The sequence below is a fragment of the Microtetraspora sp. NBRC 16547 genome, from assembly GCF_030268965.1.
Taxonomy (GTDB): Bacteria; Actinomycetota; Actinomycetes; order Streptosporangiales; family Streptosporangiaceae; genus Microtetraspora.
The window spans coordinates 1-25,684 of record NZ_BSSE01000029.1 but is presented as its reverse complement, the minus strand read 5'-3'; the positions used below and the strand labels follow the sequence as shown (position 1 = coordinate 25,684).

The 25,684-nt window shown below is 70.2% G+C and carries 23 protein-coding genes; 10 read left to right on the top strand and 13 right to left on the bottom strand.

Translation table 11 applies throughout. The features are described from left to right. Positions 1 to 45: 45 nt before the first annotated feature. The 8 genes from QSK17_RS29450 to QSK17_RS29415 all read right to left on the bottom strand — a co-directional run bounded on the left by QSK17_RS29450 (position 46) and on the right by QSK17_RS29415 (position 8,104). Positions 46 to 663 (bottom strand): MerR family transcriptional regulator, encoded by a 618-nt coding sequence (locus QSK17_RS29450; protein WP_285708734.1) that lies wholly within the window; start codon positions 661 to 663, stop codon positions 46 to 48. A 151-nt stretch (positions 664 to 814) separates the two neighbouring features. Beyond that, positions 815 to 1,285 (bottom strand): bifunctional nuclease family protein, encoded by a 471-nt coding sequence (locus tag QSK17_RS29445; protein ID WP_157530732.1) that lies wholly within the window; start codon positions 1,283 to 1,285, stop codon positions 815 to 817. A 73-nt stretch (positions 1,286 to 1,358) separates the two neighbouring features. Next, positions 1,359 to 2,015 (bottom strand): transcriptional regulator FtsR, encoded by a 657-nt coding sequence (gene ftsR / locus QSK17_RS29440; protein ID WP_285708732.1) that lies wholly within the window; start codon positions 2,013 to 2,015, stop codon positions 1,359 to 1,361. 25 nt (positions 2,016 to 2,040) lie between these two features. Further along, entirely contained in the window at positions 2,041 to 2,544 is a 504-nt protein-coding gene (locus tag QSK17_RS29435) for an FHA domain-containing protein (RefSeq protein ID WP_061258619.1), read from the bottom strand. 202 nt (positions 2,545 to 2,746) lie between these two features. After that, positions 2,747 to 5,251 carry a mannose-1-phosphate guanyltransferase gene (locus QSK17_RS29430; RefSeq protein WP_285708731.1) on the bottom strand — a complete coding sequence of 835 codons (2,505 nt, stop codon included), beginning with the start codon at positions 5,249 to 5,251 and terminating at the stop codon, positions 2,747 to 2,749. Between the two features lie 4 nt (positions 5,252 to 5,255). Beyond that, positions 5,256 to 5,822, bottom strand: coding sequence for a cardiolipin synthase ClsA (clsA, locus tag QSK17_RS29425; protein ID WP_285708730.1), 567 nt, complete (start codon positions 5,820 to 5,822; stop codon positions 5,256 to 5,258). Between the two features lie 9 nt (positions 5,823 to 5,831). Beyond that, complete coding sequence (locus tag QSK17_RS29420; protein WP_285708729.1) at positions 5,832 to 6,524, bottom strand: response regulator; 693 nt, start codon at positions 6,522 to 6,524, stop codon at positions 5,832 to 5,834. Further along, the gene (locus QSK17_RS29415) at positions 6,521 to 8,104 is read right to left on the bottom strand and encodes an ATP-binding protein (protein ID WP_285708728.1); all 1,584 of its coding nucleotides are present in this window, start codon (positions 8,102 to 8,104) and stop codon (positions 6,521 to 6,523) included. The genes QSK17_RS29420 and QSK17_RS29415 overlap by 4 nt, the downstream gene beginning before the upstream one ends. Before the next feature lie 133 nt (positions 8,105 to 8,237). Here QSK17_RS29415 and QSK17_RS29410 point away from each other — a divergent pair, with 133 nt between their 5' ends. Further along, positions 8,238 to 8,828 (top strand): class I SAM-dependent methyltransferase, encoded by a 591-nt coding sequence (locus QSK17_RS29410; RefSeq protein ID WP_285708727.1) that lies wholly within the window; start codon positions 8,238 to 8,240, stop codon positions 8,826 to 8,828. A gap of 75 nt (positions 8,829 to 8,903) precedes the next feature. Here the strand turns inward: QSK17_RS29410 and QSK17_RS29405 are convergent, their stop codons facing one another. Together QSK17_RS29405 and QSK17_RS29400 are read right to left on the bottom strand one after the other, a co-directional pair. Then, complete coding sequence (locus QSK17_RS29405) at positions 8,904 to 9,824, bottom strand: alpha/beta hydrolase (RefSeq protein WP_285708726.1); 921 nt, start codon at positions 9,822 to 9,824, stop codon at positions 8,904 to 8,906. Positions 9,825 to 9,891: 67 nt separating this feature from the next. Next, positions 9,892 to 10,575 carry a gamma-glutamyl-gamma-aminobutyrate hydrolase family protein gene (locus QSK17_RS29400; RefSeq protein ID WP_285708725.1) on the bottom strand — a complete coding sequence of 228 codons (684 nt, stop codon included), beginning with the start codon at positions 10,573 to 10,575 and terminating at the stop codon, positions 9,892 to 9,894. Between the two features lie 359 nt (positions 10,576 to 10,934). Here QSK17_RS29400 and QSK17_RS29395 point away from each other — a divergent pair, with 359 nt between their 5' ends. From QSK17_RS29395 to QSK17_RS29365, 7 genes are all read left to right on the top strand, one after another. Next, the gene (locus tag QSK17_RS29395; RefSeq protein WP_285708724.1) at positions 10,935 to 12,011 is read left to right on the top strand and encodes a WD40/YVTN/BNR-like repeat-containing protein; all 1,077 of its coding nucleotides are present in this window, start codon (positions 10,935 to 10,937) and stop codon (positions 12,009 to 12,011) included. Continuing rightward, positions 12,012 to 12,320 (top strand): ubiquitin family protein, encoded by a 309-nt coding sequence (locus tag QSK17_RS29390; RefSeq protein ID WP_285708722.1) that lies wholly within the window; start codon positions 12,012 to 12,014, stop codon positions 12,318 to 12,320. A gap of 444 nt (positions 12,321 to 12,764) precedes the next feature. Beyond that, positions 12,765 to 13,817, top strand: coding sequence for a DUF8094 domain-containing protein (locus tag QSK17_RS29385; protein WP_285708721.1), 1,053 nt, complete (start codon positions 12,765 to 12,767; stop codon positions 13,815 to 13,817). A gap of 31 nt (positions 13,818 to 13,848) precedes the next feature. Continuing rightward, complete coding sequence (locus tag QSK17_RS29380) at positions 13,849 to 15,741, top strand: hypothetical protein (protein WP_285708720.1); 1,893 nt, start codon at positions 13,849 to 13,851, stop codon at positions 15,739 to 15,741. After that, positions 15,738 to 18,401, top strand: a complete 2,664-nt coding sequence (locus tag QSK17_RS29375) for a hypothetical protein (protein WP_285708719.1) — start codon at positions 15,738 to 15,740, stop codon at positions 18,399 to 18,401. Before QSK17_RS29380 ends, QSK17_RS29375 begins: the two co-directional genes overlap by 4 nt. 26 nt (positions 18,402 to 18,427) lie before the next feature. Beyond that, positions 18,428 to 19,411 carry a MinD/ParA family ATP-binding protein gene (locus tag QSK17_RS29370; RefSeq protein WP_285708718.1) on the top strand — a complete coding sequence of 328 codons (984 nt, stop codon included), beginning with the start codon at positions 18,428 to 18,430 and terminating at the stop codon, positions 19,409 to 19,411. Next, on the top strand, positions 19,411 to 20,151 hold the full coding sequence (locus QSK17_RS29365; RefSeq protein WP_285708717.1) for a hypothetical protein: 741 nt from the start codon (positions 19,411 to 19,413) through the stop codon (positions 20,149 to 20,151). Before QSK17_RS29370 ends, QSK17_RS29365 begins: the two co-directional genes overlap by 1 nt. Here QSK17_RS29365 and QSK17_RS29360 read toward each other — a convergent pair. The 3 genes from QSK17_RS29360 to QSK17_RS29350 form a co-directional block, all read right to left on the bottom strand. After that, entirely contained in the window at positions 20,148 to 21,311 is a 1,164-nt protein-coding gene (locus QSK17_RS29360) for a hypothetical protein (protein ID WP_285708716.1), read from the bottom strand. The genes QSK17_RS29365 and QSK17_RS29360 overlap by 4 nt on opposite strands. A 681-nt stretch (positions 21,312 to 21,992) precedes the next feature. After that, positions 21,993 to 22,775: an FAD-dependent thymidylate synthase gene (thyX, locus tag QSK17_RS29355; RefSeq protein ID WP_285708715.1), complete on the bottom strand. Its 783-nt coding sequence runs from the start codon at positions 22,773 to 22,775 to the stop codon at positions 21,993 to 21,995. A gap of 196 nt (positions 22,776 to 22,971) precedes the next feature. Continuing rightward, a complete protein-coding gene (locus tag QSK17_RS29350) occupies positions 22,972 to 23,748 on the bottom strand; it encodes an ion transporter (RefSeq protein ID WP_285708713.1) in 777 nt (258 codons plus the stop codon). Between the two features lie 421 nt (positions 23,749 to 24,169). Here QSK17_RS29350 and QSK17_RS29345 point away from each other — a divergent pair, with 421 nt between their 5' ends. Both QSK17_RS29345 and QSK17_RS29335 read left to right on the top strand, forming a co-directional pair. Then, positions 24,170 to 24,565 carry an OsmC family protein gene (locus tag QSK17_RS29345; RefSeq protein ID WP_067128005.1) on the top strand — a complete coding sequence of 132 codons (396 nt, stop codon included), beginning with the start codon at positions 24,170 to 24,172 and terminating at the stop codon, positions 24,563 to 24,565. 733 nt (positions 24,566 to 25,298) lie between these two features. Continuing rightward, the coding region (locus QSK17_RS29335; RefSeq protein WP_285708711.1) for a helix-turn-helix domain-containing protein at positions 25,299 to 25,684 on the top strand (386 nt) is incomplete at its 3' end.

Here is a 25,684-nt window from a genome sequence, read left to right as displayed (position 1 = left end):
GCCGTGCACCCGGTCTCACCCGGTCTCACCCGGTCTCACCCGATCTCACCCGGTCTTGCGGGACTTCCTGCGCCGTGCCAGCTCGTCGGCCGGATGATCGGCCTCCGCATCGGAGCCGGACTCGGCGCGCTCGCCCGGCAGCTCCGCCAGCGAGCCCTCGACCTCGCGCCAGACGCGCCCCAGGGCGATGCCGAACACTCCCTGCCCTCCCTGGAGCAGGTCGATGACCTCGTCGGCCGAGGTGCACTCGTAGACGCTGACGCCGTCACTCATCAGGGTGATCTGGGCGAGGTCGTTCACCCCGCGGTCACGGAGATGCTGTACGGCGGTGCGGATCTGCTGGAGGGAGACGCCAGTGTCCAGGAGGCGTTTGACGACCTTGAGCACGAGGATGTCGCGGAAGCTGTACAGGCGCTGCGAACCCGAGCCGTGCGCGGCTCTTATCGTCGGCAGGACCAGCTCCGTCCGGGCCCAGTAGTCGAGCTGGCGGTAGGTGATGCCGGCCGCCGCGCAGGCGGTGGGACCGCGATACCCGATGTCGTCGGGCAGTCTCGTGGGCCGCTCGTCGAACAGCAGGCCCTGCTCACCGGCGCGCTCTCGCGCTGACTGACGGGCCGGATCATGCTGGTCGGCCGCTTTACCCTCGCCGCTGCTGACCGCCACTGCGGACCTCCGGCTTTCTCTCATCCCACGGTCTGATCTGGGGGTTCATGAATTACAACCGTGGATTCCCTTGCACCGTAGGACCGGGGGCATTCTCAGTCAACGACCCCGCGCGGCGCGTCGTGAAGCGTTAAATTCCCGAAATCAACCCCTACCCGGCACGCCCGAAGTCCTCGGGCGTGATGTTGTCCAGGAACTCGCGGAACTTCTCCACCTCGTCCTCCTGGTCGTCCGGCATGCTGACTCCGGCTTCCCTGAGGACGTCCTCGCTGGCGTAGATCGTCGCACCGGTGCGGAGCGCGAGCGCGATCGAGTCCGACGGCCGGGCGCTCACCTCCACCCCGTTGGAGAACACCAGATCGGCGAAGAAGATCTGGTCGCGTAGCGCGACGATGTTGACCGTGCGCAGGCGCACCCCCAGCGCCTCCAGCACGTCACGGAACAGATCATGAGTGAGCGGGCGCGGCGGCGGTTCCTCCGCCTGGGCGAGCGCGATGGCCGTCGCCTCGGTCATGCCGATCCAGATCGGCAGGTACCGATCGCCGTTCGTCTCCTTCAGGAGGACGATCGGCTGGTTGGTGGGCATCTCAACGCGAACCCCCACGACCTCCATCTGCAACACGGGCGACTCCGTCTCAACGTGGCGCGGCATATCACCAGGCCTTCAACGTAACACCCGAAGTGGGTCGGCCCGGTCACTGCCCCAGAACGCGGCGAACACTGCCACGAAGCAATGCACTGTGCAATTCGAGGAGAAGTCCGGATATTTCCCGAGCTGTCTCGTCGGCCTGACCGATCGCGCCGGGCGCCCGGCGGCGCAGCAGCGGCGCCACCGCCTGCTCGACCAGGGTCGCCTCGCGCTCCGCCGCTGCACGGACCACGCGCAGATGGCGGGCGTGCAGGCCGAACCTGGCCAGCGAGCCGACGCTGCGGGCGACCTCCAGGGCGTCCGCGTCGTACCACCGGGCCACGGAGGCCACCAGGCCGAAGCTCTCCAGCTCGGCCAGCGTGTCCTCGTCGATCGCCGCAGCCTGGAGCAGATCCTGGCGGCTGAGGCGTACGGGCGGGGTCTCCTGGGGCAGCGCCCTCGGCCGGGCGGCCTGCTCCTCGAGGTTTTCCTTGATCACCCGGAGCGGCAGGTAGTGGTCACGCTGCGCGGTGAGGATGTAGCGCAGCCGCTCGACGTCGCCGTGGGTGAACTTGCGGTACCCCGAGGGACTCCGCTGCGGCTCGATGAGCCCCTCGCCCTCCAAAAAACGGATCTTGGAGATCGTCACGTCGGGGAACTCGCCCTGCAACAGCGCGAGCACCTCCCCGATGCTCATGAACGCCCGTACCGCCTGCGCGCTCATGACTTACCCGCCCCTCCCTCAGCGATCACTGGCCCCCAAGGCCACGCGCGAAGAACACCAGCCGGAACTTGCCGATCTGCACCTCGTCGCCCCCCGCCAGGGGGAACTCCTCGATGCGCTCCCGGTTGACGTACGTCCCGTTGAGACTGCCCACGTCACGGACGGTGAAATGGCCGCCACGCCGGTAGAACTCCGCGTGCCTTCTGGACACTGTCACATCGTCCAGGAAAATGTCGCTTTCCGGGTGGCGACCCGCCGTGGTGAGATCGCTGTCCAGCAGAAAACGACTTCCCGCATTGGGCCCTCGCATGACGACCAGGAGCGCGGTGCCCGGCGGGAGCTGCTCTATGGCCGACCTGTCGGGCAGCAGGGTCTGGCCCGTCTCGTTCTCCAGCGCCTCGAGAGAGATCGTCGAGGTGGTGTCGGGAGCGGCCGGCGCCGGAGCGCTCAGCGGCGAACCGCATCTGGAACAGAAACGGGCATCCTCGGGGTTGGCATGACCGCACTGCGTGCAGTAGACGCTGGGCATCGAACGGCTCGGCCTCTCTTATGACTTGCTCAGACGGCGAATGCCGCAACTTACGCTGATCACGCACAAAGGTCAAGAAGCGTGCTCGACATGGACTGACCAACGCTACAGCCCGGCGCGGCCCAAGGTCCATCCCGCCACACCGTTTCCTGCGTCACCGAACGTCACCTCTTTCAGGATTTGTGCATGATCACGGAGATTGTTATTGTGCTCCGGCGGCGTGTTCCACCACGCGGGCCCAGCGTTCGAGCAGGGCCTGGGCGGTGTCCACATCGCCGCCTTCGGCCCACAGGTGGGTGACCGCCTCGGCGGGGTCGGGCAGGACCAGGGCCCAGCTCCCGTCCTCGCCCACGACGCGCACGCCGTCGGTGGTGTCCACGTGCATGCCCTCGGCCGCCTCCACCACCGAGCGCATGACCGTGCCCTTGTGCGCCCACGGGGTGGGGATGGTCCGCCGCAGCAGCTTCGCCTCCGGGATCCGCGCGTCGATCTGGCTGAGCGACAGGCGGGTGCGCGCGACCAGCCCGAGCAGCCGCAGGAACACCGCGAGCCCGTCCACGGTGGGCCCGAACTCCGGGACGATGAACCCCCCGCGCCCGTCTCCGGCGAAGATCATTTCACTGTGCGTGGCGGCGGTGGTCAGCGCGTCGAGGCTGGTGGGCGTCCAGTCCACCTGTACTCCGTGGAACCGGCAGACCATCTCCGCCACCCGGGTGGTGGTGACCGGCAACGCGACCCGGCCGCCCCTGCGCTCGGCCGCCACCAGGTCGAGCACCACCAGCAGCGCCCGCTCATCGCTGATGAGCTGGCCCATCTCGTCGACCAGGGAGACCCGCTCCCCGACCGGGTCGAACCGTACGCCGAAGGCGGCGCGGGATGAGCCGACCAGCTCGGCGAGGCGCTGGAGGTCGCGGCGGCGCTCGGCGAAGGTCTCGGTCGGCGAGGCGTCGTCGAGCCGGTTGTTCACGGTGAGCACGTCCACCCCGACGCGGCCGAGCAGGCTGGGCAGGACCAGGGACGACGTGCCGCCCGCGCAGTCGACCACCACCTTCATCTCGGCGTCCTTCACACCGCTCATGTCGACGCAGCGCAGCAGCTCGCGCGTGTAGGTGTCCACCGCGCGGGCCGGGAAGGTCAGCTCGGCGATCTCGCCCGGGAAGGCGCGCCGGTACTCCTGGCGCGAGAAGATGCGCTCCAGCTTGCGCTGGGCCGCCTGGGAGAGGTCCGCACCGGTGCCGTCCATGAAGACGATGTCGACGCTCTGGGGGTCCCCCGCGCTGGTCCGCAGCGCGATGCCGCCCTTGACGCTCTCTCGGGAGGTGTGGAAGCGGGCGACGGGAAGCGCGCACGCCTCCAGGTCGACCACGTTGATCGCGCTGGAGTTCAGCGCGCTGATGACCGCCCGCTTGAAGGCGCGGGCCGCCCGCGACGCGTCACGCGAGGTGACGATCGTGTCGCCCTTTCTGACCGTCGTGGCGTACGCGCTGGCGAGCCGTACGCACAGCTCGGGGGTGATCTCCACGTTGACCAGACCGGACACGCCGCGTGGGCCGAACAGGCTGCGCTGGCCGCGCGACTCCCAGATCACACTGGTGTTGACGACGGCGCCCGCCTCGACCGTCTTGAACGGGTAGATCTTCACGCCGGAGGAGACGTACGCCTCGGACTCGATCACGCACTCGTCGCCGACGACCGCGTTCTCCTCGATCCTCGCGCCGGTCATGACGTCGGTGTTCTTGCCGATCACGCAGCCGCGCAGATGCGCGGCGGGACCGACGTAGACGTTGTCGTGGACGACCGCCCGGTGGAGGAAGGCCCCCTCCTTGACCACGGCGTTGCTGCCGAGGACGGTGTACTCCCGCAGCTCGGCGCCGGCCTCCACCTTGGCGTAGTCGCCGATGTAGAGCGGCCCCTTGAGCACCGCGTCGGGGTCGACGGAGGCGCCCTCGGCCGTCCAGACGCCGGGCGCGAGCTCGAAGGCGTCGAAGTCGACCCTGACCTTGCCCTCCAGGACGTCGGCCTGGGCCTTGAGGTAGCTCTCGTGGGTGCCGACGTCCTCCCAGTAGCCCTCCGCGACGTACCCGAACAACGGCAGGCCACGTTCGAGCAACCGGGGGAAGACGTCGGACGACCAGTCCACGGACCGCCCGGACGGCACCTCGTCGAGGACGCCGGGCTCCATGATGTAGATGCCGGTGTTGACGGTGTCGGAGAAGACCTGGCCCCAGGTGGGCTTCTCCAGGAACCGCTGGATCCGGCCGTTCTCGTCCACGATGATGATCCCGAACTCCAGGGGGTTCGGGACCCGCTTGAGTCCGATGGTGACCAGCGCGCCGTTCTCCTCGTGGAACCGGAGCATGTCGGTCAGGTCGATGTCGGTGAGCGCGTCGCCGGAGATGACGAGGAACCGCTCCTCCCGGAGCCGGTCGGCGGCGTTCTTCACGCTTCCCGCGGTGCCGAGCGGGATCTCCTCGGTGGCGTAGTGCAGGCGCATCCCGAGCTCGTCACCGTCGCCGAAATAGTTGCGGATCAGCGCGGCGAGGAACTGCACGGTCACCACGGTCTCGGTGAAGCCGTGCTTCTTGAGCAGGCGGAGTACGTGCTCCATGATGGGCCGGTTGATGATGGGGAGCAGGGGTTTGGGCTGGTTGGCGGTCATCGGCCGGAGCCGCGTTCCCTCCCCGCCCGCCATGACGACGGCCTTCACGGGCTCACCCCCTTGTCAGCTGGCGGACCTGTACCACATACAACACCCCGGCCCACCAGTACAGACCAGTCCCCCATATGGCGAACGCCCAGCCGAAGATCCCCGTGATCTCGGCGTACCACCCCTGATGGGACGCGAGGAACAGGAGGGGAAACGCGTACATGAGGCAGGCGGTCGCGGCCTTACCGAGGAAATGTACGGGCAGGGCCGGGCCGTAGCCGTGACGGCGCAGGATGGGGACGGTGAAGAGCAGGAGAACGTCTCGTCCCACGACCAGGGCCGCCAGCCACCACGGGATGACATCGCGCAGGACCAGCCCGGCCAGGGTGGCGAAAATGTAGAGACGGTCGGCGAGCGGGTCGATGAGCCGCCCGAGTTTGCTGGTCTGGTTCCACGCGCGGGCGAGCTTCCCGTCGAGCCAGTCGCTGATCCCCGCCGCTATGAGCAGGAGGATCGCCCACCCGTCCGCCTGTGGCCCGAGCACGAGCCAGAGGAACACCGGAACGCCGAGCAACCTCAGGAAGCTCAGCAGATTGGGCAGGGTAAAGATCCGATCCTCGGCAGACTCCACGGTCAGACCCTACAACGCGCCCTGATCCCGCTCAGCGGCCTGGTTGGGTACGGGCCGGAAGCCGGCGTCCACCAGACCGAGCCGGTGCGCCACCACCGCGGCCTGGGTGCGGTTGCGCAGCTCCAGCTTCTCCATGACGGCGGCGACGTGGCTCTTGACCGTCGTCACCCCCACATGCAGCCGCTCGCCTATCTCGGCGTTGGACAGGCCCATTCCGACGAAAGTGAGCACCTGCACCTCGCGCTCGGTCAGGCCGCGCGGGATGGGGACGGTGTCCCGCTCGGCGGCCAGCGCGCGCTCCACCACCCGCCGCAGCACCGACGGCGCCAGGAGTGGCTCTCCCTGGGCGGCCCGCCGTACGGCGTCGACGATCCGGTCAGGCGAGTCGTCCTTGACGAGAAAGCCGAGCGCGCCGGCCCGGAGCGCGCCGTAGACGTTGTCGTCGTCGGCGAACGTGGTGAGCACGACGATCCTGGACGACGGCCGCGCGGCGAGAATCCGCCGGGTCGCCTCCAGTCCGTCCACGCGGGGCATCCGCAGGTCCATCAGGATCACGTCGGGCAGCAGTTCCTCCGCGAGCCGTACGGCCTGCGCGCCGTCGGCCGCCTCGCCGCAGATCTCCGTGTCCCCCGCGGCCTCCAGCATCATCCGCACCCCGGCGCGGACCAGTGCCTGGTCGTCGGCCACCAGCACCCGGATCACAGGCATTCCCTTCCCGTCTTCATGGGCAGTGTGGCGGCCAGCCGCCAGCCGCCGTCCTCGGCCGGTCCGGCCGTGAGGCGCCCGCCGAGCGCGCGGGCCCGTTCTCGCATGCCGTTGATGCCCTGCCCGGTGGAGGGCAGTTCCCCGGCCGCCGCGGCGCCCGGACCGTTCCTGATCTCCACGGCCAGCTCACCTCCCGTGATCCCCACCTTGACACGGGCGTCCGTGCCGGGGCCCGCGTGTTTGAGCACGTTGGTCAGGCCCTCCTGGACGATCCTCGCCGCGGACGCGCGCACGACGAGCGGCGCGCGCTCCGCCTCCGGCGCGAGATCGAGCTCCACTCGCAGGCCGGCCGCCGTCATCCGGGCCACGGCGTCCCGTACGACGTCGGCGGGGTCGGCGGAGGGGATGTCGTCCTTCCCGGGGTCCCTGAGCACGTCGAGGAGGCCGCGCAGGTCCTCCAGGACGCGGTGGCCGGTGGCGCGGATGTCCCCCAGCGCCTCCCCGGCGGGGCCGTCCGCGCCGGCGTACAGCGCGGCGCTCGCCCGCAGCACCATCGCGCCGACGTGGTGGGCCACGATGTCGTGGACGTCGCGGGCGATCCGCTCGCGCTCGGCCAACCGGCTCGCCCGGGTGCGCGCGGCGGAGAGCTCCGCGGTGTGGCGGGCGGCGGCCTGCCTGGCCCGGACGTAGCCGCCGATGGCGACCGGCGCCGCGACCATGGTCGTGAGGGCGAGCACCCGCCAGGTCGTGATCTCGGTGTGGGCGTCGACGATCGTGATCACCGCCGCGGCGCAGGTCAGCAAATATCCGGCGATCACCCAGATCCAGCTCGCCCGGGTCGCGAACACGCCGAGCGCGACGAACAGGAGGATCTGCATCGTGGTCCCGACGTCACTGGCGTACTGGTCGGCGACGATCACCAGGCCGCTCTCCAGGAGGAGCACCGCTCCCGGGAGCCGGCGGACCACGCCGAGGGCGAGCCCCGACAGCACCACCAGGAGCCCGGCCGCCCAGACCGGCAGGGCGCTGCGGTCCCAGTTCGGCCAGCTGCCCAGCACCGCGAGGGCGAGGCCGCCCCCGGCCATCAGGAGGTCGAGCAGCGGGGCGCGCTCCTCCGGCGGGTGGCGGAGCGCCGTACCGCGCAGGTAGCGGCCGATGATCACGGGGGCGACGATGATGCCGACCGTGTAGAACCACGCGTTCCGGGTGAACGCGATGCCCGGGTCGGCGAGGTTCAGGCCCGTGGCGACGCAGGCGAGGACCACGACGGGAGCCGTCCACCACCACCCGCGCAGCCGGGCCAGCACACCCACCGCGATCGGAAGAAGGATCTGTACGGCGTCGACGGTCGAGGCCTCGAACTGGTCGTAGAGGACGAGCAGCACCGTGAGGCAGAGCGCCGCGTGGCCCGGCCATCTCCGCAGCAGCGCCAGTGGGAGCCCGCCGAGCAGCGCGACGAGCAGCACGACCCAGGTCGGAGCCGACGGGCCGCCCCAGGAGAAGCTCGCGATGAGCACGTTGAGCACGACTCCGGAGGCGGCGAGTGAGAGATCCAGATATACGCCTCGCGATCGCATGGGTGAACGGTATCGAGGCCGCCGTCGCCGCCCTTCCTCCTCAGGGAGGACGGCGGTCCTCCTCCAAGTGGCCACCCGAATGGGCTGGTCGCAGGATGATCATCGGATCGACGCACCCGTAGTGTGCTTGAACATGGCGAACGAATCATCGCTCTTCCTGGGCGAGTTCTTCCGGTCCCCGACCGTGATCGGCGCGATAGCGCCCAGCTCTCGCCGGCTCTCGTCGGCGGTGGCGGTGCCGATCCCCGAGCGCGGCGACCCGGTGGTGGTCGAGCTCGGCGCGGGCACCGGCCCGTTCACGGCGGAGATCCAGCGGCGGCTCGGTGGCCGCGGCCGACACCTCGCACTGGAGATCAACCCCCGGCTGGGGGGTCTCCTCCAGGCCCGGCACCCCGGCCTGGAGGTGGTGGTCGACGACGCCGTGCGGCTTCCCGCCCTCCTCGCGGCGCGCGGGGTCACGACGGCGGACGTGATCGTCAGTGGACTGCCCTGGGCGGCGTTCTCGCCGGACCGGCAGGCCGCGCTGCTGCGCGCGGTGGTCGACTCACTCAGCCGCGACGGCGCGTTCACGACCTTCTCCTACGTGCACGCCCGGATGCTCGGCCCGGCGGTGCGGTTCCGGCGGAGGCTGGCCCGGGCGTTCGAGGAGGTCGTCCCCGGACGCACGGTGTGGGGCAACCTGCCGCCCGCGTTCGTCTTCCACGCCAGGAGACCGCGGGTGTGAGCCGTCTACGGCGGACGTGAACCCCCTCCGGCGGACGCGAACCCCCTCCAGGCACGCCAACCCCCTCCGGCGGCCCTACGCGAAAGCGTCCTTGAGCCGCGTGGCGACGTACTCGCGCGCTTCCTCGGCGTGGTCGAAGAACCCGGGAACGCCGAAGAAACCGTGCAGCAGGCCGTCGTAGCGGCGGTACTCGACGGGGACGCTCGCCTCGGACAGATCACGGGCGTAGGCCGCGCCCTCGTCGCAGAGCGGGTCGCATTCCGCCGTGATCACCGTCGCCGGCGCGAGACCGGACTTGTCGGCCAGCCGCAGCGGGGCGAGCCGGGGGTCGAGCGGGTCGGCGTCCCCGGCGTACTGCTTGACGAACCAGGCCATCTCCACCGCGTCCAGGCCGAATCCGGAGGCGTACGACCGGTAGCTCGGGGTGTCCATCGCCACGTCCGTGATCGGATAGAGCAGCACCTGGTGGGCCAGCGCCAGCCCGGCGTCGCGCGCCTGCCAGGCCGCGACGGCCGCGAGGTTGCCTCCCGCGCTGTCGCCGACCACCGCCACCCGGCTCGCATCGCCGGTGTAGAGCTCCGGCCGGGCGAAGACGTCACGTACGACCGTGAAGGCGTCGTCGGCCGCAGCCGGGAAGGGATGTTCGGGCGCCAGCCGGTAGTCCACCGAGACCACGACCGCGCCGCAGCGGAGGGCCAGGTCGCGTCCGAGCGCGTCGTTGCGGTCCACGCTGCCGAACACCCATCCGCCGCCGTGGAAGTAGACGACCACGGGCAGCGGGCGGTCGCCCGGCTCCGGCCGGTAGACGCGCACCCGCACGCCGTCCACCACGTGGTCACGGATCTCCGGCAGGTCCGCGGGCCTGCCGCGCTGCTCGGCCATGCCGTCCAGGCCGCGCATCCGGACGATCTCCGGGAGCGTGAGCGCGGCCAGATCGATGTTGAGGTCGGCCGGAAAGAGCTTCAGGTAGGCCTCGGACTGAGGATGCAACGCCATGGCCGCACAGTAACAGCGCCATGATCTTCGCCGTGACTCCGTGGCGGTGAGCGCGGGCCCTGGTCGGTCAGGGACGGGCGGCGTCGACCAGCGCGTCGACCAGCCGGTTGTCCGCGCCGCGCTCGGGGTGCCACTGGACGCCGACGCCGAACCTGTGCCCCTGGAGCTCGATGCCCTCGACGATCTGGTCGTCCGCCCAGGCCACCGCGAGCAGGCCCGTGCCCAGCAGCTTCACGGCCTGGAAGTGCGGCCCGGTCACTTCGGCGTGGTCGCCGATCGCCTTGCCGATCTTGCTGGAGACGCTCACGGTGACGGCGTGCCGTGCCGTTCCGTGGCGGTCGTGCGCGACGGCCTCCGGCAGCCAGGGGATGAGCGTGCCGCCCTGGGCGACGTTGAGAAGGTGCATCCCACGGGAGATCGCCAGGAACGGCAGGTCGGCCTTGACGGCCGCCTCGGCCAGCGCCATCTCGAACCGGTCCCGGTGCGCCTGCGGCTCCTCCATCCGGTCGTCACGGGTCTCGCCGTACAGTGCCGGGTCGACCGGGGCGCCGCCGGCCAGGATGAGGCCGTCGAGCCCGCGCGCGTAGTCTCCGGCGGCGTACGGGCTCATCGGCGGCAGCACGACCGGGGCGCCACCCGCCTTCTCCACCGCGCGCGCGTACGCGTGCGGGGAGAGCACCGCCTCGCGCACCCACGTCCCCCACCGGGCGGCCTCGAGGTAGGCGGTGATGCCAATGAGCGGACGGGGCATGGTGTCTCCAACAGATTCTCGAATTCCTGCACGCCCATAATGGCGCACCTGATTTCGGTTTTGTCACCTAATCCACCACATCGGTGACGTCGCCCCAGTTCAGAGTGGATCTTCCGCTTGTCAGGTATCCAAATCGAAACCTACGGCGCCCGGATCCGGTGACGGCCCGAATCTGTCGGTGGAGCCTGGCACGATGGCGATAGCCGTACGCGGTGGGTGGCAGAAGGGGCGCGGCCCGGTCCCGCGAGCGGCGGTCCACGCCCACCCGACCCGCGCAAGACAGTTCACAAAAGACAGTGCGTTCAAGCCGGTCAGCACGTGCCGGTCAGCACGCACAGGTCACCACAAGGAGGTCTCCAATGGATGCGCTGCTCGCTGTCGGGACCCGAAAGGGGCTCTTCCTCGCCCGTTCCAGGAACGGCGGACCGTTCGAGGTGGAACCGGTCCGGTTCACCACCGTCGGCGTCCCATCCGTCGCGATCGACACGCGCGGGCCCGCTCCCCGGCTCCTCGCCGGGATCGAGTACGGCCACTTCGGGCCGTCGGTGATGTGGTCGGACGATCTGGGCGAGAGCTGGCAGGAGGCCGACCGGCCGCCGGTGGCGTTCCCCGAGCACACGGGCGCGGCCCTGGCCAAGGTGTGGCAGCTCCAGCCGTCGCCGACCGAGCCCGGCGTGGTCTGGGCCGGCGCCGAGCCCGCCGCGCTGTTCAGGTCGGAGGACGGCGGTGCCACCTTCTCTCTCGTCGAGGGCCTCTGGAACCATCCGAGCCGGCCGATGTGGCAGGCCGGAGGCGGCGGCCTGTGCCTGCACACGGTCATCCCCCACCCGCTCGATCCGCAGCGGATCGCGATCGCCGCCTCGGCCGTGGGGTTCTTCCGCAGCACCGACGGCGGCGCCTCGTGGGAGCCGGCCAACAAGAACATCCGGGCGCCGTTCTTCCCCGAGGGCGCGCAATACCCCGAGTTCGGCCAGTGCGTGCACAAGGTCGCCATGCATCCGTCCCGCCCGGAGCGGCTGTTCCTCCAGCACCACTTCGGCGTCTACCGGTCGGACGACTTCGGCGGGTCGTGGCGGGAGATCGGCGCCGACCTCCCGTCGGACTTCGGCTTCCCGATCGTCGTCGACCCGACGCGGCCGGACACGGTGTACGTGTTCCCGTTGCGGGCCGACGTGGACCGCACGCCCCTGGACCACCGCTACCAGGTGTTCCGCAGCGAGGACGCCGGGGCCACCTGGAAGGGCTTCGGGCACGGTCTTCCCGACGAGCCGGTCCACTCCGCCGTGCTGCGCGACGCCATGTGCGCGAGCGAGGCGGGCGTGTTCTTCGGCACCAGGGACGGCGAGGTGTACGGCTCACGCGACCACGGCGAGACGTGGACGCTGATCGCGAAGCACCTGCCGGACGTGCTGACCGTCCGTGCGGCGGTGCTCTGAGTGGCCAAGCCGGTCACCCTGGTCACGTTCGTCCTGCCGACCTCGTTGCGGCGCTGGGTGAACGACCAGAACGAGGTACGGGTGTTCGCCGTGGCCGCCTCCGACCACGGCATCCCGACGCTGGGCGGCGCGCTCGACACGCTGCGCCGTACGCATCCGTCGCTGGAGGAGCGGCTGCGCGACGAGTACGGCCACCTCCGGCGGCACATCACGCTGTTCGTGTGCGGTGCGAACGTGAGCCGCCTCGGCGGCCTGGACTGCGCCCTGCCCCCGGGCGCCGAGGTGTACGTCCTCCCCGCGCTGGCATGAGAAATCAGCCATATGCGCGCGCATTTGCAATTGCATCGGAATTGGACGGCGATTAACCGACGGCGCCCGTTCCCGAAACGGCGGCGCGTTTCCCTCGTCTCCACCCCGGTCACGAACCGGGAATCATCGGGCGAACGAGGAGTTATTCTCTAGAGAAGCTCTGGCCCCACCAGGACAGCACTTGCAGGTTTCGGTTGGTCCGAAGGCCGACTTTTCGGTTACTTATTCCCATAAAGTATTTGCGGTCTTCATTTACCTTCCCAACGAAACACTGTCAGTCTAATATCTTGGTCTATGTCTCGGTATGCAGCAAATTTCCCAGACAGGGGAGCACGCCGCAATGATGCGCATGCCGGGCATGCATGGGAAGCCATCGGTCCTCCGATGGAGTGGGAGCCCGAACGGCTTTCAGATTCTCGATGGCGAAAGCTCATCCCGGCCGGCGTGGCCGTGGCGGCTCTCGCCGGAATCGGCATCGCCGTCATCGTGATCCGCGGGGGCGACGCGCCACCGTCTCCGCCTCCCCAGCGCGCCGCCGCGAGCTGGGACACCGGACGATCCTCCGCGTCGCCGTCGCCGTCGCCGTCAGGTTCGAAACCGTCGACGACCAAGGCGGCGACGGAATCCACGTCTCCCCAGCTCACCAGCAAGAAGGCGAGCGAGATCTTCGATCGTTACCAGCACGGGATGTCGTCCGCGCAGGCCGGGATGGACGAAGAGGCGATCGGGAAGCTCGAGCAGGGGCTCGCGATGGAGATGACCAAAGCCAGCATCTCGACCGCGCGGATGGAGGGGACCAAGGTCGCGTCGGGCATGTGGCCCAACACGCGGGTTTGGGTCCCCCGCCACGTCGAGGGTCTGGCCGACTGGTTCGTCACGATCTCGTACGAGCCGAAGGTGGCCCGGATCAGCGACGTGATGACCAAGACCGGCAGCGGCTGGCGGCTCGTCGCCTCCGCCGCCGACGCACGGATCGACGCGGCGGAGTTCCCCGCCCTCGCGACCGACTCCGCGGGCTACGCCGTCAGCCTGCCGGAGAACGCCACCGGCCTGGTGGGGACTCCCCGCCAGATCGTCCACGCCCACCTGGCCAGCCTGGAGAAGGCACAGCCGGACGCGCGGTTCGCCCAGGGCTCGTGGACCAGCGAGGCCGCGCTGTTCTGGCAGCGAGAGCGCGCGCAGCTGGTGCAGGCCGGCTGGGGGCTCACACTGTCGTACGAGTCCGAGGGCCCGGTGCGCGCGCTGCAGACCACCGACGGCGGCGCCCTCATCTGGTACGCGGCCCGCTCGACCGAGACCCGCATGGCCCGGCACACCGGCGCGAAGGTCTCCCTGAAGGGGGCGGCCGCGGTCCGCTCCCAAAGCAAGGCCTTCGGCCGCTGGGTGAGCGCGACCTACGGGCGGATGTACGTCGCGTACGTGCCCCCCGCCGGTTCCGGCGACCCCGTGCGCGTGCTCGGCGAGTGGAGCCAAGTGTTGGAGACCGACGGGGCCTGACGTCACCACCAGCAGAGGAAGAGGTGGATCCATGTCGACACCCTCACGCGCGACGGTGATCACCGCGAGCGTCGCGATCGGTGTGTTCGGGGCCGGGACCGCGGTGGGAGCCGTCATCGCCGCGGGCTCCCGACCCGCCGATTTGAACACGGCGCGCCTGATCGCGGGCACCTACCGGCTGAACGACGGGGCAGACGCCTGGACGTCCCTCGCCTCCGACGGTGCGGGCCGGCCCGCCTCGCTCACCGGAACGGACGCGGGCAGCACGATCACGACCGGCTCCGGGAAGCGGCGGGTCTGTCTCGCCACTACCACCGACGGCCGCGCCGTGAACGCGGCGGCCGAAGGCTGCGCCTCGCTGCCCGTGCTCGCCGCGAGCCAGTTCGCCGCGTTGCGCCACCCGGGCAACACCGAGGCCACGGGATCGGCGGAGCCGGAGGCGCCGCCCAAGAGCACACCGAAGAGCACACCGAAGAGCACACCGAAGAGCAAGCCCAAGGACACCGAGACCACCGACGCCACCGGCACGTCGGCCGCCCCCCGGCCCCCCGCCAAGGCGGGCACGAAGCCGCCTAAGGTCACGACGGTGCCCACCCGGGCCCCGGCGGCCGCGACCGCGCCACCGGCGACCACCAAGGCGATAGGGGCGACCGCGGATCCAAGCCCGACGCAGGGGATCGTCATCGTCACGGCCACGCCGATCGCGACGACCTCGGCCGGGGCGACACCCGCGGCCACCCCCTCCCGCGTGCCCCCACCCGCCGCCCGCCAGTGGGGAAAGGTCATCAGCACCACGCGGAACGGCACCCGGCTGGTCGAACGCCCCGACGGCAGCCGGGCGATCTTCGGGCCGGACAACAAACAGATCCGGCTCATGCCGGGCCCGTGGGCCACGGGTGTCAAGGTGCTGCCGGACGGCAACTGGCTCCTGCTTCGGCCCAACGGCGACCGCATGATCGTCAGCCCCGCCGGAGTGGAACTCGCCCCCCAGCAGACCACCGCCGCGCCGAGCCCGTCCGCGGGTGCCGGAACGGGTACGGGTGCCGGAGGAGCGACAGGCGGAATCACCACTGACGGCGCAACCGCGGGCGGAGCCGGGGCCACGGGTAACGGCGGCGCGGGTGCCATCGGCGGGTCCGGCGGCGGTGCCGCGGGAGGCGGTGCCGCGGGAGGCGGTGCCGCGGGAGGAACCACGGGTGGCACGGGCACCGGCGCCGGCGGTGCCGCCACCGGGACGGACATCATCGTGGGAGACGGCACCTCGACGGGGGCCGAGCGCGGGACCCACCACAGGAGCGGGCACGACACTCGGCACGGTGCTGGACACGGCACCGGACGGGGTGGCACCGGAAACGGGCGGGGTGGCACCGGGACAGGGACCATCGACGGAAGCGCCGCCGGGACCACCGACGGGACTTTCGGTGGAACCGCGGACGGAACCGTCACCGTCACCGGAAGCGGCACCAGGACCGGAGCCGGGGCCGGAACAGCCGGAGACGCCGGGGACGCCGGGGACGCCGGAAACGCATCCGCGCCCGGCGCCGACGACGCCCTCCCCGTACTCCAGGACCCGGAGCTGCTCCAGCGGGCGTCCGAGGCGCTGGGACTCGACCAGGGCATGAGCTACACCGACGAGAGCGGCGTCTGGGATCTCAACATCGCGCCTCCCGGCACACCGCCCTGCCAGGATTACTCCAGCAGTGAGCTGTCCCGGCGCGGCATCCCACGCGACTCATGCGCGCTGCCGGCGTTCGTCCGCTGGCTTTACGCCGATCCGGCTCCCGGGCAGGTGAGCAACTGGACCAAGTTCACCGGCCTGCCAGAACGCAACCTCGAACTCGTGGTGATGAACCCCTCGGCCATGCCGTCACCCGCCGGGGCGCCGGGCCGGATCGATCCGGACGCCGGGTACGCCGGCTCATGACCGTGCCCGAATGGGTGGACGAGCACGGCGCGCACCTGCTCGATTACGCCGAAGGCCTCGTGGGCCTCGCGAAGGCGCCGATCCTGGTCGCCTCCGTCCTGGCGGCCTGCCGTACACAGGGGGAGCCGCCGGACGGCGTCTCCCCTTCGGCGTGGCTGCTCGGGTCGGTGCGGCGGCGCTGCCGTACCGACCCGCAGTACCGGCCGGGCTACGTTCCCGGGCCGGGGCCGGGCGTCCCCGACGTGCGTTCCGTGGAGCGCGCCTGGACGCTCGCCGATCCCCTGGGCGCGGAGGCGCTCCGGCTGATGTACCGGCACGAGCTCGCCATCGGGGACGTCGCCCACGTGCTGGGACTGTCCGCGGGGGACACCGCCCGGCTCGCCACCCGTACGCAGGATCTGATCGAGATCATGGTGAGCGGGATGGACGCGCTCGTCCACGGCCGTGCCGCCTGCCCGGAGCTGTCTCCGCTGCTGGAGGTGCTGTTCCCGGATCCGCCGGCCACGCCCACCCCGGAGGAGTTCACCGACGGGCGCATGGCGTTGACCGCGCACATCGTCGGCTGCGCCGTGTGCAAGCGGCCGATCAACATCCGCTACACGGTTCCGCAGATGACCTCTCACCCGCCGATCCCGCGTCTCACGGCGGAGTCCAGAGGGCTCCTTGAGGGCTCCGTCTCCTCTGCCGTACCGCGACCCGAGCCCGAGTCCCTCGCGGGGAAATCCGGCCCGCGCGCAGACCAGGTTCCGCGCCCACGCCGCCCTTCCGCCTTCCCCGGGATGGGCGCGGCCGGGGAGGCCTCGCCCCCCTCCACGCTTCCGTCGGGTGACGATCCGCCGTGGGCGCTCCACACGGCCGCCGGTGCCCTCGGCGCTCCCCTGTCTCCCCTCGTGATCCCTCCTGCGGACGGCCCTGCTCTCGCCCCCGCGACGGGTGCCTCCGCCCGCCCTGCGGAGAGCCCTGCTCGTGCCGATGCCTCCGCCGGTGCTCCGGAGCGCACCGCTTCGGCAGGCGATGACCGCGACTCTGATCGTGACATTCCCCGCGGTGATGACCGCGGCCCGGCCGGCGACAGTCCCATCGCAGAAGCGGTCGCAGGAGGGGCCGCAGAAGGGGCCGCCGAGATGGGTGACACACCCGTCGCGGAGGCGACCGTCCCCCCCGGTGACGACCGCACTCCGGCGGGTGGGGATCACGCGTCGGATGGAGCCACCCGGGCAGGCGACGAACACACCGCGACAGATCACGATCACGCCCCGGACACGGAGCGTCCTGCTTCCGATGTGGATGATCTCTCTCTGGCGAGCGACGGCCCCGGTCGGTCCAAGAACGAGCCCGAGAACGAGCCCGAGAACGAGCACGGTCCGGCGAAGGTGAAGGGCACCCGTGATCCGGGTGGCGCCGGCCATGGCTCGGCGGGCACTTCGGGCAGGCCTCGGCATCCCTACGCCACCGCGACCGGGGATGAGTCCGGAGGGTCGCGCACGTCCACGCGTTCCCTGCCTGCCGTACCGGAGAAGCGCGAACGCCGGTCGCCCCTTGCGCGGCCGTCCGCCCCGGAGCCCGCTACGCCGGCGGCGGCCGAGGCCGGTTACGACACTCCGCTATACAACGCGCTGCGGACGCAGGCGTGGGCGCGCGAGGTCCTCGCCCGCGCGGGAGACACGACCGCGGCCACCCAGCCGATCCCCATCCCGCCGGGCGTGCCACCGGCGGCATCGGGTGCGGCGCCGGCCACGTCGGCCACGTCGGCCACATCGGCCGCGCCGGCGAGTCCGCCAGCGGGTTCGGCCGCGAATCCGCCAGCGAATCCGTCAGCGAGTCCGCCATCGACTCTGCCGCCGAGTACGCCGTCCAGTACGCCGTCCAGTGCGCCGCCGCCGGCCGCTGGGGCGCTGCCGCCCGCGTCCTCGGCCACCTCGGTGCCGGTCTCGTCGGCGGGTGGGCCGTCCGCGTCTCCCCTGTCGGCGCCGCTGCCCTCCCCTCTGCCGGCCGAGCTCACCGGGCCGCTGCCGGCCGTACCGACCACTGGGCCTTTGGACGAGCGGCGCGACCGATCGCGGGCGCGGCGCCTGAGCGGGGTGCGGAACCGGCCGCTGTCCGACGAGCCGACCCGGCCGATCCGGCTGATCCGGCAGATCTCGAAAGAGCGCCCGATCGCCAGGAACACCTCCCTGAAGATCGCGGTCATCGTCCTGGCCGGGGCGGCGGGCACCGTGACGGGGATCAAGATTCTGGGACCGGCGCTCGACGGCGGGACACCCACCCGCTCTCTCCAGTCCGCTGTGGTGGAGACGGCGCGGAGCGATCAGGGAACGCAGGGGATCTTCGGAGATCCCGGAGACGAGGAGGACCAGAGCACGGGCAACGGGCCGCTGCGGATACCGGCGACCGTGACGCTCGACGAGTTCGGCCGGGGCACCGTGACGCTCACCGTCTCCGAGGGAGCCGAAGGTTCGATCAACTGGCGGATCTCAGCTCCCGGCCTGGCGGTGACCCCCTCCAAGGGCACCCTGAAGCGCGGCGGCCGCGGCGTGGTCAGCGTGCGCGCCCTGAGGGTCCGTTACTGGTGCGGCGTGCCCGAAGCGGTGACTTCGCCGCTCACCGTCCACGGACCATCCGAGTCGATCACCACAACGGTGCGCTGGCGCACCTGCTGATAGCTCACGTTCGAAAGGACCGTGCCTTGACAGAGATCCACACCTCGGCCGACGCACCGGCCGAGCAAGTCCCCGAGACGGTCCCGCTCACCGCGGAACACCTGCTCACGAACCGGCGCCCGGAGCCCGCGGGCGGATGGCGGCGGCTCGTCTGGCGGCTCTCCGGACGGAAGTACATCCCTTCGGAGTCCACGGCGGAGCGCGAGCGACGCACCCTGATCGCGCAGGCTCAGACGCCTGTGGCGAGCGGGCATCACCGGATCGCGGTCATGAGTCTCAAGGGCGGGGTGGGCAAGACCACGACGACGGCCGCCCTCGGCAACACGCTGGCCTCCTTGCGGGGGGACCGGGTGATCGCGATCGACGCGAACCCGGATCGCGGGACTCTGGGACTCAAGGTCAAGTCCGAGACCGCCGCGACGATCCGCACGCTGCTCGCCGAGGCCGACCACATCGTCCGCTACGCCGACGCGCGGGCCTTCACGTCCCAGTCCCCCGCCCGGCTGGAGGTGCTGGCCTCCGACACCGATCCCGCCGTCAGCGAGGCGTTCGACGCGGACGACTACCGGACGGTGGCCGGGCTGATCGAGCGTTACTACTCGATCTGCATCACCGACTGCGGGACCGGGCTGCTCCACGGCGCGATGCGGGCCACCCTCGAGCTGGCCGACCAGATCGTGCTGGTCAGCCTCCCCGCGGTCGACGGGGCGAACTCGGCCGCCGCGACGCTCGACTGGCTCACCGCCCACGGGTACGCGGACCTGGTCAAGAACGCGATCGTGGTGCTGAACGCCGTGGAGAGCAGGTCCGACGTCGACGTGGACCTGCTGGAACGCCACTTCCGCGACCGCTGCCGGACGGTGATCCGCGTGCCGTACGATCCGCATCTCAAGGAAGGCGCCGAGGTGGACCTGGTCCGCCTCCGGCCCACGACGCGGGGCGCGTACCTTCGTCTGGCGGCGGCCGCCGGACAGGCGTTCGGCCTGCGGCCGGACCGGGCGGGACGCTAGTGCCCCCGGTCGTCGAGGATCCCGCGCTCGACTGGGACCTCGGCTCTCCTCGCCGCGCCCGCTCCGCGGCCGTGATCATCATCGCGGTGGCGATCACCGTCGTGGCGGTCGTCCTGATCGTCGGGACATGGCGGGTCGTGGACGCCACGTCGGCCCCCACTCCGACGCCGACGCCCACCGCCATCGCGCTGGCGCAGCCCCTTGCGTACGAGGGGGACGCGGGATATCCCATCGGGTTCCCCCACACGGAGCTGGGCGCAGCCTCCGCGGCGGCGGCGGCCCTTGAGGCGGCCTGGACGCTGGACGGCGCGCAGGCCGAGCAGGCGGCGGTCCTGTACGCCCCGCCGGAGCAGCGCAAGGCCGCCAGCGACGGCGCCCGGGCCGCCGTGAGTGGGTGGCGCGCGACGCTCGGCCTGCCCAAGGACGGCAAGCTGCCCGAAGGTGCCTCACTGCGCACGCAGACGATCGGCGTCCAGTGGCGCGCCCGCGCGCAGGACCAGGTCCAGGTGTCCATCCTGGTCCAGGTCACGGCCACGACGGGCGGCGACGGCGACGGTCCGACGTACTCCAGCCCCTACGCGATGACCCTGCTCATGGCCTGGTATCCCGGCGTACGCGGTGACAACCAGGGCGACTGGGTCAACATCCCCGATCCCACGCCACCCGCCGTGCCGCAGACCACCCTGCCGGGCACTCCCGAGTTCGCCGCGGCCGGCTGGAAACCCCTCAAAACCCCCTAAAACGGAAGAGCCCCCATGTCCCCTCGCAACTCTCCCCGGCGTACCCGCCTGCTCTCCAATCTTCTCCTTGTCGGAGTGTCCGCGACGACGGGCGCGATCGTCGCCCAGCCCTTCGCCGCGGGTGCCGATCCTGCGTTGGACGCGTCCGCGACCGCCGCTCCACTATCCGACTCGTCCGCGCTGGACTCGGGTGGTTCGAGTGCGGGCAGCCCGGATTCGGGTGGTTCGGGGTCAGGCGGCGCGGAGTCGACTCGTACGGACTCGGCCGCATCGGGGGGTTCCACCTCGAGCTCGGGAGACTCCGCGCCGGACGCCGGACCCTCCTCATCGGGTGGTGCCTCCGGCACGTCGTCTTCCGACGCGGGATCGTCCGGAAGCGGTGACTCGGGGACCGCCGGCGCCGGTGGCACGACCAGCACGCCTCCTGCCGCGACTCCCGATGCGACACCCGATGCGACACCCGCTGCCACATCCCCTTCGACGTCCCCAGCGACCTCCGCTCCCGCCGCGACACCGACCGTCGCGGACACGGGGGAGCCCGCGGCGAGCGCGACACCGACGGTCACCCCTCCCCCGGACACGACCCCCACGTCCGGCGCGAACCCCGCCCCCACCGCGACATCCAGCGACACCCCTACGCCCGCGGATACCGCCAGTCCGACGCCCTCTCCGACTCCGTCCAAGAGCACCGCTCCGAGTCCCGCGCACTCTCCCAAGGGGAGCAAGACCCACGGGGCCGGCGGCGGCACGCCCAAGCCGACCGTCACGGCTTCCGGCATCCCTCCGACCTCGCTGCCGAATCCTCCCGAGAAGGCGAATCCGGCCAAGGACGAGCCGAATCCCGAGGCCGAGCCGGTCGGTGACCCCGCTGACACGACAGGAGGAGCCGCCGCCGGAGACGTGACCGGCCTGCCGATCCTGGAGACACGCGTGTCGGAGTCGGTCCCGCTGGTGGTGCCCCTGCCGCCGCTGGCGGCCTCCTTCACCGAGTCCTGCCAGTCGGTGACCGACGCCTCGTGCTGGAGCCTCGCCCCCTGGCGCGGCCGTACGGGCGGCCAGGATTCGGCGTCACCTGCCGCGGGCCAGGGACTGATCCCGTCGGCCGCACCGCGGTGGGCCTTCGCGCCACCTCCGACCCGGATCGCCCTCGCCCGAATCACACCCGCTTCGTGGGGTCCCACACCGGCCCGGTCCGGATGCTGGATCTTCAGCCCCTCGGAGGTCTGTGCCCGCCCTCAACAGCAGCCGTGACGCGCCCATAAGGACGTGTCCGAGCGAATTCGCTCACCGAAGATCGGCTCTTGCCGAATGGCGTCCGCACGAGTCGCAGCGCCCGCCGAAGACCATCCTCAACGAAAGGCGGCGCTCTGCGGATCAGGCAAGAGCCGATCTTCGCTTAAAGATCACCATTGGCGGGCGCCATCGCGGGAGCGACCACTCACACGGGACGACTTTCCGCACGAGTTATTCGATCTTCGGGCTGCGCCGATACATGGGTGTCTGATACTGACCGCCGCGAAAAGTTGCTCCCGGTCAACTGACGAGGATTCGATCTACCAGGAAAGATCAATCGCGTGGCGGAATTCGCGGATGAGTTCTACAAGGCCGAACCGCCCCAGCGGGCGTGTTTCCTCAAACCCGTCTCGTCCCGTCCCCGATCTCGTCTCCCGTCGCCCTGTCCCCCGTCGCGCTTGTCTCTTGGAGCTTGTCTATTGGAGCGCTCCACGGGCCCCGCGCGCTCACGCGGGGCCCGCATGCCGTTCGAACCGGCGCACCCGCCGTTCACGCACGCGTACGCGAAGGGGTGTGTGGGCGTGCGCGCCCGGACTGGCCGCGGGTTGTCAGACCTTCCGCCAGCCGGGGATCCAGGCGCCGTCCTCGACGACGTAGTCACCGAACAGGGCGGGCGCCTCTTCCTTCATCAGCTCGCCGATGCGCTGGAAGACGAGGCGGATCTCCTCTTCGGCCCCGACCGCCGTACGGGCCTCGATCGTGTGCCGGAGGGTGCGGACGTTGGCGGTCCAAATCAGACCGGTCGCGACGCCTTCCGGGGCGAAACGCCGCATGAAGGACGTGCGGTGCTTCTTCTCCGCGAACGGCACGCCCTCCTCGTCCAGTCCGAAGTGATCGGCCATCCACGTCTGGAACTCCTCGAGCTGGTCGAGCACGGCGCTCGCCCGCTTCATCAGCTCGGGGTCCTCCCGCGCCCACTCGGGGAACCAGAACGGAATCTCCGACAGCCGGACGAAACGGAGGGACTCCTGGGAGACGGCTACGCCGGGGCGGTGCCGTACCAGCTCGTGGGTGAACACCCGGCTCACGTTGTGCAGGACGAAGGAGAAGCTGATGTGTTCCAGAACCGAGCCGTGCGCGCTGGCCAGGATGTTGCGGAGGTAGTCGGTCTGGTCCTTCCGGACTCGGGTCACGTTGGGGTTGAGCCCGGGCTCGAAGGATCGGTAGCACAGGCGTCCGGCGAACTCGGCGAGGTTCTGCGCGTCGAACTCGCCCCGCTCCAGCCGCTCCAGCCAGGTCTCGCCCCCGATCTCCCGCAAGTAGCGGGCGAGCTCGTCGTAATCCAGCTCGGGCCGGGCGACGAGGAAGATCTCAGGGTCGACGCTGCGCATGGTGATCCTCAGGTGTTGGTGGATGTGACCGTCCAAGCAAACCAGCCATCTGGCCTGGGACGAAACCGGGGGTGACGTGCGCGGGCCTCCGAAAGGCGCCCACCCCGCCCTGTCGTTCTTGTGTGGCTTCGAATGCTCAGCGGGAGCGCCCGTCAGCGTACAGTTTCGCGGTGGGCGTACAGCAGCCGTACGGCTGTCAGGAAGGGACGCGACCGGCGAGAATCTCGCGCAGGCTCTGGATCTCGGCGCGGAGGGCCGCCACCTCGCTCAGCACCGCATGGTCCTCTTTGCGTTCCTCTCGGTTCTCCTCCTCCATGGCGCTGACCACGACGGCGATGAAGAGGTTGAGCACCACGAACGTGCAGACGAGGACGACCAGCACGAAGTACAGCCAGGCCGACGAATGCGTCTCCATCAGCGGGCGCGCGATGTCCGACCAGGCGTCCCCCGTCATCACCTGGAACAGCGAGAAGAGGGACTTCGGCAGGTCGCCGAAGTAGTCGGGCGCGGCGGCGCCGTACAACTTGGTGCCCATGACGGCGGCCACGTAGAGCACGAGCCCGAGGAGGACCACGATCGAGGCCATCCCGGGCACGGCGCTGAGCAGCGCCGAGACGACCCGGCGCAGGGACGGTACGACGGAGATCAGGCGGAGTGTCCGGAGCACGCGGACGGCTCGCAGCACGGACAGGCCGCTCGCCGTCGGCAGGAAGGAGATCCCGATGATGACCGCGTCGAAAACGTTCCAGGGATCGCGCAGGAAGCGCAGCCGATACACGTACGCCTTGGCGAGCAACTCGGCCACGAAAACGTACAGCGCGACGTGATCCACCAGGTGCAGCAGGCCACCGTAGCGGGCAACAGCGGCTGGCGAGGTCTCGACTCCGAGCGTCGCCGCGTTGATGAGGATGACCCCGATGATCGCCTGCTGGAACCGCCGTGACTCGATGAATTGGCGGACGCGCTCACGCACACATGCTCCTGGGGGGTACGACACGAGATCGAGAGCATAACGGAGAGGGCCGGTCCGGGTGATCGACATGTCTACATGTGTGGCCCCGCTCGGCGAGACGGCCCGCCCGGCACGTGGACCGGTCCATGACAGGAGGCCTCGGTCGGTCCGCACCGTTGCCGACCACCGTGCGGCGGGGCCCCTCTGTCCATGAGACGCCCCGCCCCGGACGTCACCGGGAGTAGTGCTCGACGACGAGTTGCTCTTACGACAAGTCCGCGTTCTTGCACGTGGGGATCCTCGGCGACGAAGCAGGGGCGCGCTTCGCGGCATGAGCGGGCGTTCTCGTTAGAGGGAGTGCTGTGTTGACGGTTGGCGGCTGCGACGTGTAGGACGGCTCTTGTCCTCACGTCCGTACGCCCGAGGTGCCGGGAGCCGAATCATGGGTGATCGTTTCAACGTGATCGTGAGCGCAGGATCGCTGAAGGTGACGGACGAGCACGCGGTACATTTCCCTCATCGGTGGACGCCCGAGGGCGTGAGCGTCAGGGCGGACTTCACCGGAGGACATCTCCTTCACCTCGCGGCCGCGGGATGCGTCCTCAACGACCTTTACCGGGAGGCCGCCGCACTGGGAATCGAACTTCTGGGAGTGCGCGTTTCCGCAGCCGGCGGCTTCGATACCGAGAGCTGGCGGTCAACCGGGATCACCTACACCGTCGATGTCAGCTCCACCGCTCCAGCCGAGAGCATCGCCCACCTGATCGACATCGTGGACTCCGTCGCCGAGATCCCCCGCGCCATCCGACGGGGTGCCACCGTGCAGAGGATCAGCTAACCGACCATCCAGGAACACAACCAACGAGGACTTCCGCACCGATCACCCACAACCTGCTGCGCGCGACCGGTTGCCTGGCCTCGGCCTTCCACGCCAAGGCACGCGGGGCCACACTGCGCCGCCAGTTGATCGCCGCCCCGGCCCCGGATCGCCCGGCACGACCGCGGCCACATCACCGTCCACCTGCCCGAACACTGGCGCTGGCAGGGCGCCTGGATGAACGCCTTCGAGGCCACCCACCGACCACCCCCGCGTCAGACGGCCTGACCTGCCCCAACCCCGGTCACCGCCCGCACCACCACGACCCCAACGGTCACCCGCGCCCTCGGCGCACAAACCCCCGCCCCCGAACCCTGTGCACAAGCTGCGACCCGCGCGCAGCGGCCCCCACACGCCCGGAAACAGCGCGTCACCTGGTGAAACAGTCCTCGCCGAGGAATTGGACCAGGAATCGATCACAAGAAATCACGCGGTGCATCCAGGCTGAGATGAACGCGACGATCAGGCGGAAATCTCCATCAACCGAAACCGATCAGAAGGGACGACCACCGAGTGACGTTTTCTCACCGAGATCGACTCGGACATCAGGGCTTTGTCTGATAGGAACAGGCACGCTCGTGCAGATACACGGATGAATGTCAGGAGCCCAAAAAGAACGTGGAGCTTCCGGTAGAAGGGGTCTCACCACAAGATCCTCACACCGAGAAAGCTCCACGCGATCGCCTATCCTGCCATGCTCGACGTCTCCCGTGAACTGATCCGCTACGTCGGCCGCCTGCTACACACCGAACGCCGCCACCGCGGAACGCCCAAGAGGTCTCGGCGCCTGACCTGCTTCTACCAGGCACTGTTCGCCCTGGCCTGGTTCCGCTCCAAGCCCAACATCCGCCTGCACGGCATCGCGTTCGGACTGTCCCAGGCCACCGCCTACCGCTACCTGCACAAGGTCATCGACGTCCTGGCCGATCAAGCCCCCGACCTGCACGAAGCCTTGGAACACGCCGCCGCCGACCGCGTCCCCCACCTCATCCTCGACGGCAAAATCTTCGACACCGACCGCTGCCGCATGAAGACCACCAGCGTGAAAGGCGAAACCATCGACGCCTGGTTCTCCGGCAA

Bases quoted from the DNA above. Each gene is read 5' to 3' on its own strand.
- ftsR (WP_285708732.1), bottom strand. From the start codon at position 2,015: ATGAGCGCGCAGGCGGTACGGGCGTTCATGAGCATCGGGGAGGTGCTC.
- QSK17_RS29435 (WP_061258619.1), bottom strand. From the start codon at position 2,544: ATGCCCAGCGTCTACTGCACGCAGTGCGGTCATGCCAACCCCGAGGAT.
- QSK17_RS29415 (WP_285708728.1), bottom strand. From the start codon at position 8,104: ATGCGATCGCGAGGCGTATATCTGGATCTCTCACTCGCCGCCTCCGGA.
- QSK17_RS29410 (WP_285708727.1), top strand. From the start codon at position 8,238: ATGGCGAACGAATCATCGCTCTTCCTGGGCGAGTTCTTCCGGTCCCCG.
- QSK17_RS29405 (WP_285708726.1), bottom strand. From the start codon at position 9,824: ATGGCGTTGCATCCTCAGTCCGAGGCCTACCTGAAGCTCTTTCCGGCC.
- QSK17_RS29400 (WP_285708725.1), bottom strand. From the start codon at position 10,575: ATGCCCCGTCCGCTCATTGGCATCACCGCCTACCTCGAGGCCGCCCGG.
- QSK17_RS29395 (WP_285708724.1), top strand. From the start codon at position 10,935: ATGGATGCGCTGCTCGCTGTCGGGACCCGAAAGGGGCTCTTCCTCGCC.
- QSK17_RS29380 (WP_285708720.1), top strand. From the start codon at position 13,849: ATGTCGACACCCTCACGCGCGACGGTGATCACCGCGAGCGTCGCGATC.
- QSK17_RS29375 (WP_285708719.1), top strand. From the start codon at position 15,738: ATGACCGTGCCCGAATGGGTGGACGAGCACGGCGCGCACCTGCTCGAT.
- thyX (WP_285708715.1), bottom strand. From the start codon at position 22,775: ATGCGCAGCGTCGACCCTGAGATCTTCCTCGTCGCCCGGCCCGAGCTG.
- QSK17_RS29345 (WP_067128005.1), top strand. From the start codon at position 24,170: ATGGGTGATCGTTTCAACGTGATCGTGAGCGCAGGATCGCTGAAGGTG.